General features: G+C 30.9%; 14 protein-coding genes. 9 read left to right on the top strand and 5 right to left on the bottom strand.

Annotation, left to right across the window (positions count from 1 at the left end):
* The first annotated feature begins 180 nt into the window (after positions 1-180).
* From BFJ87_RS02360 to BFJ87_RS02340, 5 genes are all read left to right on the top strand, one after another.
* Positions 181-684, top strand: coding sequence for a hypothetical protein (locus tag BFJ87_RS02360; protein WP_077399380.1), 504 nt, complete (start codon positions 181-183; stop codon positions 682-684).
* On the top strand, positions 662-1,489 hold the full coding sequence (locus BFJ87_RS02355) for a class I SAM-dependent methyltransferase (protein ID WP_077399377.1): 828 nt from the start codon (positions 662-664) through the stop codon (positions 1,487-1,489). The genes BFJ87_RS02360 and BFJ87_RS02355 overlap by 23 nt, the downstream gene beginning before the upstream one ends.
* A gap of 360 nt (positions 1,490-1,849) precedes the next feature.
* Positions 1,850-2,356: an OmpH/Skp family outer membrane protein gene (locus BFJ87_RS02350; protein WP_077399374.1), complete on the top strand. Its 507-nt coding sequence runs from the start codon at positions 1,850-1,852 to the stop codon at positions 2,354-2,356.
* Positions 2,357-2,479: 123 nt separating this feature from the next.
* Complete coding sequence (locus tag BFJ87_RS02345) at positions 2,480-3,163, top strand: DUF6891 domain-containing protein (RefSeq protein WP_077399371.1); 684 nt, start codon at positions 2,480-2,482, stop codon at positions 3,161-3,163.
* 46 nt (positions 3,164-3,209) lie between these two features.
* Entirely contained in the window at positions 3,210-3,632 is a 423-nt protein-coding gene (locus BFJ87_RS02340) for a hypothetical protein (RefSeq protein WP_139344200.1), read from the top strand.
* 90 nt (positions 3,633-3,722) lie between these two features.
* On the opposite strand, the gene BFJ87_RS02335 is transcribed toward BFJ87_RS02340, so the two are convergent.
* Entirely contained in the window at positions 3,723-5,105 is a 1,383-nt protein-coding gene (locus tag BFJ87_RS02335; RefSeq protein ID WP_077399364.1) for a sensor histidine kinase, read from the bottom strand.
* A 128-nt stretch (positions 5,106-5,233) separates the two neighbouring features.
* Complete coding sequence (locus BFJ87_RS02330) at positions 5,234-6,649, bottom strand: sensor histidine kinase (RefSeq protein ID WP_077399355.1); 1,416 nt, start codon at positions 6,647-6,649, stop codon at positions 5,234-5,236.
* A gap of 325 nt (positions 6,650-6,974) precedes the next feature.
* Here BFJ87_RS02330 and BFJ87_RS02325 point away from each other — a divergent pair, with 325 nt between their 5' ends.
* Positions 6,975-7,325: a YciI family protein gene (locus tag BFJ87_RS02325; RefSeq protein WP_077399352.1), complete on the top strand. Its 351-nt coding sequence runs from the start codon at positions 6,975-6,977 to the stop codon at positions 7,323-7,325.
* Position 7,326: 1 nt separating this feature from the next.
* Positions 7,327-8,571, top strand: a complete 1,245-nt coding sequence (locus tag BFJ87_RS02320; protein ID WP_077399349.1) for an RNA polymerase sigma factor — start codon at positions 7,327-7,329, stop codon at positions 8,569-8,571.
* Here the strand turns inward: BFJ87_RS02320 and BFJ87_RS02315 are convergent.
* The 3 genes from BFJ87_RS02315 to BFJ87_RS02305 form a co-directional block, all read right to left on the bottom strand.
* The gene (locus BFJ87_RS02315; RefSeq protein ID WP_077399346.1) at positions 8,561-9,550 is read right to left on the bottom strand and encodes a phosphotransferase; all 990 of its coding nucleotides are present in this window, start codon (positions 9,548-9,550) and stop codon (positions 8,561-8,563) included. The genes BFJ87_RS02320 and BFJ87_RS02315 overlap by 11 nt on opposite strands.
* A 151-nt stretch (positions 9,551-9,701) precedes the next feature.
* A complete protein-coding gene (locus BFJ87_RS02310) occupies positions 9,702-10,103 on the bottom strand; it encodes a DoxX family protein (protein ID WP_077399343.1) in 402 nt (133 codons plus the stop codon).
* Positions 10,104-10,107: 4 nt separating this feature from the next.
* Positions 10,108-11,259 carry a DNA polymerase III subunit gene (locus tag BFJ87_RS02305; RefSeq protein ID WP_077399340.1) on the bottom strand — a complete coding sequence of 384 codons (1,152 nt, stop codon included), beginning with the start codon at positions 11,257-11,259 and terminating at the stop codon, positions 10,108-10,110.
* Between the two features lie 275 nt (positions 11,260-11,534).
* Here BFJ87_RS02305 and BFJ87_RS02300 point away from each other — a divergent pair, with 275 nt between their 5' ends.
* Complete coding sequence (locus tag BFJ87_RS02300) at positions 11,535-12,725, top strand: phosphoglycerate kinase (protein ID WP_077399337.1); 1,191 nt, start codon at positions 11,535-11,537, stop codon at positions 12,723-12,725.
* A 115-nt stretch (positions 12,726-12,840) separates the two neighbouring features.
* Complete coding sequence (locus tag BFJ87_RS02295; RefSeq protein WP_077399334.1) at positions 12,841-14,460, top strand: lytic transglycosylase domain-containing protein; 1,620 nt, start codon at positions 12,841-12,843, stop codon at positions 14,458-14,460.
* The last annotated feature ends 8 nt before the right edge of the window (positions 14,461-14,468 follow it).

Below are 14,468 nucleotides of genomic sequence, written 5' to 3'. Positions count from 1 at the left end.
GGAGTAGTGCTTAAAAATTTTGTTTTATTTTGATTGTTGTTTTAATAATTTAAGTTTTCCAATTTTCAACTTCTAACTTCTGGTTCAATTTTTGTTGCTGATAAAAAAGCATTCAAATCAAAAAAAATAAAAAATGTATTCATCCTAGTTATTTTAGCTTTTCTGCAATCTTGTATTCCGTTGCGTGTTTCTCCCAATATTGAAGATTATAAAATTGCTAAAGGAAAAAGTTTTAATAGAGGATTAACCAAGCACCAAGTTTTTATTTTTGAAGATCCAAAAGATGAAAGTGAATTTTATAATTATGTAGATGTAAAATATCAATTATATAATATTGATGTTTTTTACAACGTTCCTTTTTTCATAAACGATGTTCCTTATTATTTTTCTTTTTATGAAGTAGAAAAAAATGACAAGAGTATAGATATACTTTCTCCTACTTTAGGAGTTGTTGCAAATAGAGCTATTGGTTCTAGTGACAATCCTTCTGATCTTTTTAATGAAGAGCCTCAGTTACGTGTAGAAGGTAATTATTATATTGCCATAAGCGTTACAGACGATGACGGAAAAGATTGCTTGGATAAAAATTCGCTTTCACGTCCTTTAGTTTTAAACTATCTTCGTGCATTAAAGAAAGAATATTTAGCTACCCACAATTACAATGAACTTTTATTTAAAAACTAAAGACCATTCTGTAACACAAGAAAATTTTACATTAAACTATAATGAAGAATTGGATATGTTGGTTACAGAACCGCAACCAGAAAATTTAGATGTTTATTATGAGAGTGAAGATTACATTTCTCATACAGACGCAAAAAAAACTGTTGTGGACAAATTGTACCAAGCTGTAAAAAATTACAGTTTGCAAAAAAAGATTCAGTTAATTACGTATTACACCAAAGGAGAAAAATCTGTTTTGGATGTTGGTGCAGGTACAGGAGATTTTTTAATTACCGCACAAAACAATAAATGGACTTGTGATGGAGTGGAGCCAAATGATACCGCAAGACAAAAAGCAAAAGATAAAGGATTAGATTTATTTAGTAGTTTAGAGACACTACCTGAAAAAAAATATAACGTAATTACACTTTGGCACGTTTTAGAACATTTGCCAAATTTAGACGAGCAAATAAAAATGCTAAAATCTAAATTAGCAGAAGATGGTATTTTAATAATTGCAGTTCCAAATTTTAAAAGTTACGACGCAAAATTTTATAAAGAGTTTTGGGCAGCTTATGATGTGCCAAGACATTTATGGCATTTTTCTAAAACAGCTATAAAAAGGATTTTTGCAAAGCACAATATGAAACTTATAAAAACTAAGCCAATGTTGTTTGATGCTTTTTATGTTTCCTTATTATCTGAAAAATACAAAACAGGAAAGCAAAATATGTTTACCGCTTTTTATAGAGGTTTGCGTTCTAATTTATCTGCAATGAGAACCAACGAGCATTCTTCTGTTATTTATGTCCTTAAAAAGGATTAAAACGCATTTTAAAGCCATTTAAGAGGGGTTTATTGCTTGTATCAAGTACTAAGCCCTTTTTTTTGTTTTAATCCATTAGAATTAACGTTAAAATGTACTTTTTAATAGGTATTTTCTTTTTGAAGAACACAAAACAATAACGTTTATCTATTATAGGTATTAAGTATTGATTCTTGTTTTTATATTTATTTTAACTATGATTTTAGGCTTTCTTGTTTTTTTGAAAAATTTGCTTAAAATTTAATTTTAGTCAATTTTAAAACTAAAGAGTGTTTTTCTTTCAGATTCAAAAACTTTTCTATTTTTGCTCAACTTAAATAACTTTCCGTCGGTTCGGGAGTTTACATTAAAAACCTAGAAATGAAAAAAATAATTTTTGCACTTGCATTCATCGGTTTAGTAGGATGCCAACAAAGTAAATTGGGTTACGTAGATAACGTAAAACTTATGAACGACTACCAGGAGAAAGTAGACTTAGAAACTAAGTTTAAAACTAAGATAGAAGCTTTTGGTAAAAAGAGAGATAGTGTACAGCAAGCTTTCCAGATGGAAGCACAAGCTTTCCAGGCAAAGGCACAAAAAATGTCTCAGGCTAAAGCTCAAGAAGAGTACGGTATGTTACAACAGAAGAGCCAACGTATAGGTCAGCAATTGCAAGCAGAAGAAAAACAATTACAAGTAAGCAGCCAAACAGAAATGGATAGCTTAGTTTCTAAAGTTAAAAAAGAAATTAAAGCTTACGGTAAAACAAACGGTTTCTCATACATTTTTGGTGGTGGAGACGGTGGTAGCGTTTTATACGGTACAGACGCAGATGACCTTACAGATGAGATTACTAAAATCTTAAACGATAACTACAAGAAATAATCTTGTTGTTTACACATATAAAAAGCCTCAGCATTATGCTGAGGCTTTTTGTTTTAAGGCATATACAATTAGTTGTACACTTTTGTGGTATATTGTGTAATAAAACTGTAAAGTGCTCTTAAAATGACCTTAGAATTAAAAACAGAAGTATTAGAACAAGTTAAACAACAAGTAGCATTTGGTTTTACAAGCAAAGAAGATATTTTAGAAATACTATTAGATTCTTTTTATGGTGAAACAACGCTTGATGAAAGTTGGCTAAAGCAACAAATTCATGAACAATTTACAGTACACCAAAAAATTAATGCTAGTTTAGGTCCTAAAACCGATTTTAATAGGCTTGTAAGTGCTTTTGATCAACTAAATAGTGAAAAGATTGTAAGCCTACATAAAGCTGGTTATACTAGGCAAGATGCAGAAGGAGATTGCTTAGAAATTATTGAAGAATTAACTAACTTAGACATTAAAGCAAGTGGCTATTGTTATTACCACGAGCAAGATGTTGAAAGCGTACTTTTAAGTAGCGGAACATTGCATATTGGGTACAATAGTACAGACCACAATGAAACGGCCACAAAAACCATTGCAAACTGTATTTTAAAAGTTTTAGTGCAGAACAATTTTAAGGTTAACTGGAACGGAAATGTAGAAAATAGAATAGAGATAGAAGATTTTAAATGGGAAAAGGCGTATGATGGTGTAGATTACAATTACGATCGTGTTTTTAATATTTTGGAAAATCAACATAAACCTAAAGCTAAAACAACTCTTAAAAATGACAAAAAACCATTCTGGAAATTTTGGTAGCACTATTTTTTAATTTCTATATAATTTTAAATTCAAAGCTTACTTTATGAAAATCAGATACACTAAAAAAAAGGTACGTACTAATATTTTATTCTCATCCTTGTTTGTCGTTTATGCATTATACAAGTCGGTATATCTTACTGTAAAAAGCGATTCTATAAAGTGGCTTGGCTTTATTTTACTGGTTATAGCTATTATTTGGTTTGTAAAAACCATATTAAAATCTACTAATTATTGTTTGGTTCTAAAAAACGGAATTCTGAAAGAAGGGACAGCTTTCCCAAAAAAAATTGCTCTAAAAGATATTACCTATATTAGAAAAACTAAAGAGCAATATATTTTAAAAACGGCAGATAAAGAGTTGGTTGTGCATATAAAAGAAGTAGAGGAGGAATCACTTAAAAACTTAGATAACGTATTGGCAAACTTAGATTTACCTGCTGAAAAAAATCCTTTTGCTGTTAATTAGTATTATTTTTGGAGTCTTACCCGCTTTAGTACTTATGTTTGGTTATTATTTAGTCAAATACTAATTGGTATTATTTGTGCAATAATAATCTTAACTTTTATTCAGTTGCGCACTTATTGTAAACTTAAATGTGGCTCCATTTTCCTGGTTGTTTTCTAATGTTATTTTTCCGCCAAGCATTTCTGTATATGCTTTTGCAATAGCCAAGCCAATACCAGCACCGTGTAACGCATTTTTTTGACTGGTATCTACCTGGTAAAAAGCTTTAAAAATGGCACTTAACTTGTCTTTAGGAATACCAATTCCTGTATCTTTTATAGAAAACTCTATGGTATCAAAATTTTTATAATAACACCTTAGCGTTATTGTTCCTTGTTCGGTATATTTTATGGCATTGTTTAAAAGGTGTTTTAGCACGGTAGTAAGTTTTTCTTTGTCTGTATGTACTAGTGCTTCATTATTACTAATTAAGTTGTTATTTTTTATTTGTATGCCTTTGGTTTTAGCTATTGAGTTTGCAGCTGTAAAAACGCTATTAATTAAGTTGTTTATATTAAAAGTAGAATTGTTTAGTGTTACTAAACCACTTTCAATTTTAGATATGTTTACAATGTCTTCAATAATAGCTAAAAGCTTATTACCATTATCTTCAATTAATTGTAAATATTCTTGTGATTCTTTATCCTTTTTGTGCAATTCTTTTAAAAAGTCTGTGCTTCCTAAAATACCGTACATAGGTGTGCCTATTTCGTGACTTATATTGGCTAAAAAAGCCGACTTTAATTTATCAGAGCTTTCTGCTTTTTGTCTTGCAAGCACAGCTTTATTGTGTTTAATAACAAGCTCTTTTTGTAGCTTGTTTTCTTTAATTAGCGCTTGGTGTAATTGCTTAATTAAAAAAGATATAGAGAATACTAGTATAAAATTAAACAACACATTATTTACTGTAACTACAGCTAGTACTTCAAAATCATAATCATCAAAAAAAGGAAAATAAAATAAGTTGAAATAATACCCAGTTAATAGTATTATATATAATACAACAGTGGTAAGCACCCAATTTATTCCTTCTTTACGGCCTTTGTATAATGTAATTAATGATGTTGTTGTGTATAAAAGTATACTACCATTTCCTTTAAAACCTAAATGAAGTAAGAGACCAAAAGAAAGTACAAATAGTGTATAGGAAAAAATAATTTTTTTGGTGTCAAAGTCTATTTTATTTATAAAAATAATGGCAACTAAAGCTAAAATTGCTAATGTGTCTATGTAAAGTACAAATAATTCCCCTCTGGCAATTGCAACATATCCACTAGGGAAATAAGCAATTCCACCAATAAAAAAAGTAAGTAAAAGTATAGATATAAATAGTTTATCTCTAAAGTATTCTAATCCTTTTTTTTTATTTACTGTTTTAAAATTGCTATAATTTACAAACCAGCTTGTGTAAGATTTCCACCATTTTTGCACCATTATAGGTAGTTTATACTATTTAACACACGTAACTACCTAAAAGTAAGAATTATACTAGTATTTTATAAGGCTTACGCTTGTTATTCGTTAAACAGTAAATTTTAGCTATAAAAGAACATTTTTTGTTTCTAGTTTTTTAACACAGGTTTTAAATCTTGTTTTTTATCTGGACATTGCCAATGAGTACAAATGGTAAATCCAAAGGTAGAACCCTCTTCTTGGTTGTTTTTTAAGCTTAGCTTACCACCAAGCATCTCGGTATACGCTTTAGATATGGCAAGTCCTACTCCAGATCCGTGAAGTGCATTTTTTTGGCTGGTATCTACTTGATAAAAAGCCTTAAAAATAGATCTAAATTTGTCTTTAGGTATACCAATTCCGGTATCTTTTATTTCAAAAGCTACAACACCATCTTCTGGTAAGTAACATTTAATGTCTATACTTCCTTTTTCTGTATACTTTATTGCATTTTTAACCAAGTGGTTTAAAATGGCTTCAACCTTTTCTTTATCTGTATAAATTAAAGATTCATTTGTGCTAATTAAATTTGTTAACGTAAAGTCTAAGTCTTTATCTTCTACTTCACTTTTTAGTTTTGTATAAATATTTTCTACACAGGCTTTAATATTAAAAGCTGTTGGGGTAATAGGCATTAATCCAGACTCTACTTTGGATATATTTACAATATCTGCAATAATATCTAATAGCTTATTTCCGTTTTCTTCTATAAGTTTTAATGAATTTTGAAAACTTACATCTTTACTATTATACTCTTTAAGCAAATCTGTTGTTCCTAGTATACCATACATTGGTGTACCAATTTCATGGCTAATATTTGCTAAAAATGCAGATTTTAACTGCTCAGACTGTTCTGCCTTATTTCTTGCAGCAACAGCATTGTTGTGTTTTACAATTAGTTCTTTCTGTAACTTGTTTTCATTAAGTAAGGCTTTGTGTAATTGGGTAATTAAAAAAGAAATTGAAAAAACTAGTATTAAGTTAAACAGCAAGTTGTTTAAACTAATTACCATATACTCTGTAAAATTATAACCAGTTGTATGTATAAAATTATAATAACCTAGTTTAACACTTATTAATATGCAGACATACACTAAAACAGCATAACCAAATGCAATAAAACCGGCTTTTTTACCACTGTATAATGTAACTGCAGATGTGGTCATTAATAAAATTAAGGGTCCGTTACCACTAAGTCCGTTATTAATAAAGAGTAGAGTAGATAATATTAATAAGTTTCCAGAAAAAATATGCTTTTTTAACTGTAAAGTAATGCTCTTATTAAATACTACAAAAAGTAATACAGATACGGCAAGTGTATTTATTACAACCAATTTCATTTCTAAATTTATGTATGCCACAATTACGCTTGGTATATATGCCAATACACCAAAGAAGTTAACTAATAATAGTATAGAAATAAATAATTTATCTCTAAAAAAATCTAAACCTTTATGGCTTGTTGTAATTTCAAACTCAATATAATTTATATACCATTTACGGTATCTGAACCACAATTTTTGCATAGTTATGTTTGGGGAATTTAACTTGTAACTTTATTAACGTTACAGTTTGTATTTGTATTTTCTATATTGTGTTGTTTTCGTTAAACGGTAAAATTATGTAATTCAACGATTGTTTTTTAACTATATGTAATGTTATTTTTAACAAATAAGCTCTTAAGCCGTAGTTTTATACATAGTACTTTGTAGTCTTTTTTGTAATAATTGTTGTAAGTTGAATTTTAAGATACTAAAAGTTTAAATTTAGAATTAAAAAGTGTCCCCATATTATTTTTTGTTTCGTTATAGGGTTGATAGTGAATTAATTATTAATTTTAAAACAAAAAGAATGAAAGATTTTATGCTTATTTTTATTGGTAAAGAGTACACAGACCTAGGACTTTCTCCTGAGCAAATGCAAGAGCGAATGGGAAAATGGTTTGCTTGGAACCAAAAAATGCAAAAAGAGGGTGTTGTAAAACACGGCGAGGCTTTGCACCCAGAAGTTAGGCAAATTACTGGCCCTAACAGAATTGTAACAGACCGTACAGCGTCTGAACTTAAAGAAATTGTTGGTGGTTATTATATGATTACAGCCAAAGATTTGGATCATGCTTGCAAAATTGCACAAGATTTTCCGGACTTTGACTTGGGTAATACTGTAGAAGTTAGAGAGGTTTTAGTTTTTGACCAAATGTAATATGCAAAATGAACAACTTATAGACCATCTTTTTAGACACCAGTATGGAAAGATGGTTTCTATTTTAATTCGAATCTTTGGATTAAAAAATTTAGAAATTATTGAAGATGCTGTGCAAGATACCTTTGCAAAAGCAACCATACAATGGCGCAAAAAAGTTCCAGAAAATCCCGAGGCTTGGTTTACTACAGCGGCAAAAAATAGGGTTATAGACCTTTTACGTAAGTTAGATGCGGATAAAAACCGAATAGAAAAAATGAACTATAGCGCATCTGCAATAGCTTTTAACAACTTGTTTGAAAAAGAAGAGATACAGGATAGTGAATTACGAATGATATTTACTGCTTGCCACCCTAAATTAGATGCTAAAGACCAAATAGCGTTTGCTTTAAAAACCATTGGTGGTTTTAGCTCATCAGAGATTGCTGCAGCCTTACTTTTAAAGCCCGAAACTGTAAAAAAGAGATTAACGAGAGCAAAGCAAACCGTAATTTCCAAAAAAATTAATTTTGAATTGCCTGTTAAAAAGCAACTAAAGGCAAGATTACATAATGTATTAGAGGTTATTTATCTTATTTTTAACGAAGGTTTTCATTCTAACCACAATAAATTATTAGTGCGTAAAGAACTATGCGGAGAAGCCCTTAGATTAACTAAAATTATTTTAACCAAAGAGGAGTTTAGGTGTGGTGCAAGCTACGCTTTGTTTGCGCTGTTATGTTTAAACTCTGCTAGATTAGGTGCCAAAGTAGATGAAAACTTTAATAGTATTGATTTAAAAAATCAAGATCGAACCAAATGGTATTTACCGTTAATAAATTTAGGCACTAATGCTTTGGAAAAAGCTAATGGCTACCCAGATTATAGTACTTACCATATTGAAGCTGCAATAGCTATAGAGCATATAAAAGCTACTACTTTTCGAGATACCAATTGGAAACAAATTTTAGAACTTTACAAACAGTTAGAGCAACACCAAGAAAATACAATTATTTCTTTATCTATAGCAGTGGTGCTCATAGAACTAAACCAACCACAAGAAGCATTTTTAATTATACAAAAATTGGAGCCAGAAGCTCTAGAACAGCGTTCATATTTGTTTTATGGTGTTAAAGCCAAATACTACCAATGCCTGGGAAAAAAAGACAAAGCAATATCATATTTAAATGTTGCAATAGAAAATGTGCCCAATTTTGCAGAGAAAACTTATTTAATTAAAAAAAGAGATGCATTACTTAAAGTGTAAAAGTAATAGGGTTTTCTTCACAAAAATTTATCCAGTTTTTTAATTTTCCCAAATACATTTTTAAGTAGTTTTCCGTTAAAAATACGTTAGACCAGTCAAACCTTTGTGATTGTACACCTAAATAAAACAGCCATATTGCGGTTGCAGCAATAGGTATTAAGTCTACCTCTGTTTTGCTTAATGTAGTCTTGGTTTGGTACCCCTTTAAAAATTCTTTTACCTTTAGTTTATAGGCTTCTTTATCTGTTTCTATATGAAAAAGTTGTGCGCAAAAATAGGCAACATCTAATATCAAATAACCATTACCACAAAAATCAAAATCAAAAATTGTAATTTTTCTATTGTCTGTTATGGCCATATTATCATACCAAATATCTAAATGTACAATACCTTCTGGTATTTTTTTGTTTTTAAAAGCTTCTTCTACCTTTTTACCTATTTCCCTAAGGTATTCCATTTCAGGTAAATTGGCATTAAAATGTTTAAGCGTAAAATTGTAGGGTTTGGTAACCAGTGTTTCTGTGGTATAGTTAACACGCGCTATTGTTTTATTTGTAGTGGTGTTGTGTATTTTTCCCATTAGCGCACCAATGCCAAAGGTTGTTTGATGGTCTAAAAACCTAACTTTTCCTCCTTCAGCAAAAGAAAAAAGTACAGCATAACGTATACCTTCTGGTGCTTGTATTTGCTGTATAAAATTTTTGTTTTTATCTGTTAATGCATAAGAAACACTAAGCTTGTTGTCCTTTAACAGCTCTAAAAGTTTTAACTCTTCTAAAATCTCTTGCTTTGTTCTCCAATTGTAACAGTAAACGCGCAGAACATATGTAGTATTTATGTTTTTTAAAAAATAAGTGTGATTTATGCCTGTTCTAAACAAAGAACACTTAAAATCTTCAGTTAAATTATACTGATGTTTTACCATCGTGCCTAAAGCTGTAGCGGAAAGAGTAGAGGCAGTTACTGGAAAATTTGTCATTTTTTAAAGAATAGTCTTCCGCTTGCAATGTATGCCGCAGCAGGAATTAGGATAAGAAAATTGTAGGTTGTTATTTCAAAATATAAAAAACTAAATGCCATTACTACAACTAGCAACAGCATTAAAAGTTCAAATTTTTTTTCGTCATAATCTATTTATTGGCTAAAAGATATAGAAGAAATATTGTAGGCATAAAGTAAATAACTATAGTTTTTGCGCCTTCATAATCCTTTGCAATACGTTGTCCAAACAATAAAAATAATAGTGTTATGCATGATAAAATTGTACCATAAATAGCCATAGTACTTTGTCCGTCTAAAATAAATTGTATAACACCAACAGCACAAAGAGCGCCTGCAATAACTTCTATAACCAAAATAATTCCTAACAGTAAAGGGACCGTGTTTTTTAAAGGTGTTTCACTAAAATGTCCGGTTAACCAAGACAAGTTTCCTTTCCAATCTGTAATCTTATCAAAACCACTTTGTAAAAAAGTAATAATTAAAAAGATTAACAATAAAATTTCAGTAATATTTTCGTGTACGTTTGTCATTTTTTTAGCTTGGTTTTTTGTGTAAAAATCTTGTTAGTTTTATAGATAAATCGGTTAAAATTAATTTTGCATTACCATTACGTTCTATGTGGTACATTGCTTGTTCGAGCTCTGTAATAATATCTAAAATATTGTTTTCATGAATAAAAGGAGCAAATTTTTCTAGTTTAAATCCTTCTACATGCATTTCCATAAAAGCGAGCTCATTTGTATTGTAATTTACTAACATAGCTTGGCGCATTATAGCCATACAATAGGTCAAAAATTTCTTTTGTGTTTCTCTACCTGTTTTGGCAATTTCATTACTCCACAAAATTAAATCTTGTATAGCAGCTTTGTTTCCTTTTGCTCTAAAAGCTGTACGTACCCATTGCACAAACCATTTTTCAAAAACAAGATCCTCAGAGTCGTTATTCATAAGGTCTAGTGCTTTGTTAAAATTTCCGTTTGCTTCGTGTGCAATTTTAAAAGCGGTTTGCTGGTCTAATCCTTTTTTTATTAGTGCTTCAGTTATTGCATTTTCTGCTAGCGGCGGAAAGTGCAAAATTTGACACCTAGAACGTATGGTTTGTATAATTTGCTCTTCGTCTTCTGCAATTAAAATAAATATGGTTTTTTCAGGTGGCTCTTCAATAAGTTTTAGCAGTTTATTGGCAGCGGCTATGTTCATTTTATCGGCCATCCACATAATCATTACTTTATAACCACCTTCATAAGATTTTAAAGTAAGTTTTTTAACAATATCCTGTGCTTCATCTACACCAATTTGTCCTTGTTTTTTTTCAATACCAATAAGTCGGTACCAATCAAACAAATTACCATAAGGCTGGTGGTTTACAAACTCGCGCCAATCTTGCATATAGTGGTTACTAACAGCGTGGCTTTTTACTTTGTCTGAGTTTGTTACCGGAAAAGCGAAATGCAAATCTGGGTGTGATAGATTACCACATTTTAAATTACAAGCCTCAATACCGCCAGTGTTTTCTCCGTTTATATTTTTACATAATAAATATTGTGCATAGGCAATGGCCATTGGTAATGTGCCGCAGCCCTCATTACCTACAAAAAGCTGGGCGTGTGGTATACGACCAGCATCTGCACTTAAACATAAGTGTTTTTTTATGTGAGAAAGTCCTAAAATATCTTGAAACTGCATACCGTCAAAGATATGCAAATGAAGTAAATTAAAAATGGTGCAATAGCTTAAAAATACAAGCAAACATAACAGCTTATTTTACAAGTTTTTAAAATAGGTTTATAAATAAATGTAAAAAACATAAAAATATAAGCTATAATTAGTTTTTATGATAATGATATTGGCTTTACACTGGGCAATACTAAAAATACTGTTAATGGTTTTATAGGCTTTACTTAAATCTTTACATTTGGAGTTTGTAAGTCTAACTAAGCTAAATTTAACAAGCGCACATTATGAAAACAATAAACGATTTTAATTTTGAAAACAAGAGAGCATTAATTCGTGTAGATTTTAATGTTCCTATGGATGAAAATTTTAATGTAACAGATACCAACCGTATTGAAGCGGCTAAGCCAACAATAATTAAAGTGCTAGAAGATGGTGGTAGTGTTGTTTTAATGAGCCACTTAGGAAGACCAAAAGGGCAAGTTGTACCAGATTTATCTTTGGAACACATTTGCAGTACTGTTTCTGATGTGTTAGGTGTGCAAGTAAATTTTGTTTCTACGTCTGTTGGTGAAGAAGCAGAAAAAGCTGCTTCTAATTTAGAAAACGGACAAGTATTACTTATTGAAAATTTACGTTTTAATGTAGAAGAAGAAAAAGGTGGCGATGCTTTTGCAGAGCAATTATCTAAATTAGGAGATGTGTATATTAATGATGCTTTTGGTACAGCCCACAGAGCACACGCATCTACAACTGTTGTTGCTAAGTTTTTTCCAGAAAACAAATGTTTTGGAGCGTTATTAGCCAAAGAAATTGAAGCTATAGACAAGGTAATGCAAACAGGGGAAAAACCTGTTACTGCAATTTTAGGAGGTGCAAAAGTATCTTCTAAAATTACAATTATAGAAAATATTTTAGATAAAGTAGACCACCTAATTATTGGTGGAGGTATGACATATACTTTTATAAAAGCGCAAGGCGGACAAGTAGGAGATTCTATTTGTGAAGATGATAAAATGGAACTTGCTTTAGATATTTTAAAACAAGCAAAAGAAAAAGGTGTTGAGGTACATATACCAGTAGATGTTATTGCAGCAGATGAGTTTAGCAATACAGCAAATACTAAAATTACCGATGTAGATAAAATTGAAGAAGGATGGCAAGGTTTAGATGCAGGGCCAAAAACTTTAGAGATTTTTAAAGAGGTAATTTTAAAATCTAAAACTATTTTATGGAACGGCCCTATTGGTGTTTTTGAAATGGAAAGTTATGCCAAGGGAACTATAGAAATAGGAAATTATATAGCAGAAGCTACCCAAAAAGGAGCTTTTTCATTAGTAGGAGGTGGAGACTCTGTTGCCGCAGTTAAGCAATTTGGTTTTCAAGACAAAGTAAGCTATGTATCTACTGGTGGTGGTGCAATGTTAGAAAGCTTAGAGGGTAAATCTTTGCCGGGTATTGCAGCCATTACTGCATAAATAAAGGTTAGGCACAATTGTTGATTGCTTTAAAAAGCGTTAAAAATTTTATTTTTAAATAAAAAAACACGACTTTACCAAGCAATCAACTAAACTAACCAAAAGAGAATTTTAAATGAAACGTATTTTTTTAGGAGTACTACTGTTTTCTGGTACCGCTATTTTTGCACAAGAAAAAGATAGCATTGTTACTACGGCTGTAAGTACCGAAATTTTAAGTGTTGTAAAGAATGACACTGTAGATACTATTGCAAAAAAGCAAGCAGATGTACCACAAAAAGTGCAACCTATTATTGCACTGGTCTCTGGAGACTCTTCTGCTACTAAGTATCAATTATCAGACTACAATAATGCGGCTAATTATGATAAAGCTTGGTTAAAACAAATAAAAGAAAGTGTTTCTTTATTTGATACTATTTACAATAAAATTGCTACTGAACGTATAGAGAATATACCAGTTAGTTTTATAGATTTACCAACAGATACATTAAAAGCTAGGCTAGCTCGCTTAAATGCTAAAACACCTTTTAATGTACAGTATAATGAGTCTTTAGAACGCGTTATAAAATCGTACCTATCTCGTAACAGAGGCTTAATGGAGCGTATGCTAACTATTAGCCAGTTTTACTTTCCTATGTTTGAGCAGGAGCTAGATAATTTTAATATGCCGTTAGAGATGAAATATTTAGCTATTGTAGAATCTGCCTTAAACCCAAGAGCAAAATCTAGAGTAGGAGCTACAGGCTTGTGGCAGTTTATGTACGGTACAGGTAAGGAGCAAAATCTAGAGGTTAATAGCTATGTAGATGAGCGTAGTGATCCTATAAAATCTACCAGAGCTGCTTGTGAGTACCTAACACGCTTATATAGTATTTATAACGATTGGGACTTGGCACTTGCCGCCTACAACTCTGGCCCTGGAAATGTAAACAAGGCTATTAGACGTTCTGGCGGTTATACCAATTATTGGAATATTAGAAATCATTTACCAAGGGAAACTGCGGGTTATGTGCCGGCATTTTTAGCTACAATGTATATTTTTGAATACGCTAAAGAGCACGGAATATATGGTGAGGTTGTAGATAGACCTTATTTTGAAACGGATACGGTTCATGTAAAAAGTATGCTTACTTTTGATCAGATTTCTAGATTTACAAGTGTAAGTGTAGAGGAACTGGAAATATTAAATCCATCATACAAGTTAAATGTAATACCTTTTCAAGAAGATAGAAACCATGCATTACGTTTACCAACCAGTGTTATGGGTAAATTTGTGACTAATGAAGATGCTATTTATGTTTTAGCTGAAGAAGAGTTAAAAAAAATTGAAAAACCATTACCTCAGTTAGTAAAGGCAGAATCACAATCTAGATACAGAGTTAGAAGCGGAGATTACTTAGGTAAAATTGCAGAAAAGTTTGGTGTTAGGGTTAGTGAAATTAAAAGATGGAATGGCTTGCGAGGTAACAATTTACGCGTTGGGCAACGTTTAACTATTTTTTCTAGAAACTCTAAAGCTGTTGTAGCATCTGCAAAACCACAATCTAAACAAAAGCCTATTCCTCCAGGTGCTAAAACGCATACAGTACAATCTGGAGATTCACTTTGGACCATTTCTCAAAAATATTCTGGAATTTCTGTAGACAATTTAAAAGATTGGAACGGTATTAGTGGTAAGAATTTAAAAGTAGGCACAAAAATTATGTTGTGTGATTGTTCTACAAAAAAAATATAACCGTTAAA

It is taken from the genome of Cellulophaga omnivescoria (assembly GCF_001999725.1).
GTDB classification, from domain to species: Bacteria; Bacteroidota; Bacteroidia; order Flavobacteriales; family Flavobacteriaceae; genus Cellulophaga; species Cellulophaga omnivescoria.
Note: the sequence above shows the minus strand (reverse complement) of the source record. Positions and strands in the feature narration are given on the sequence as shown.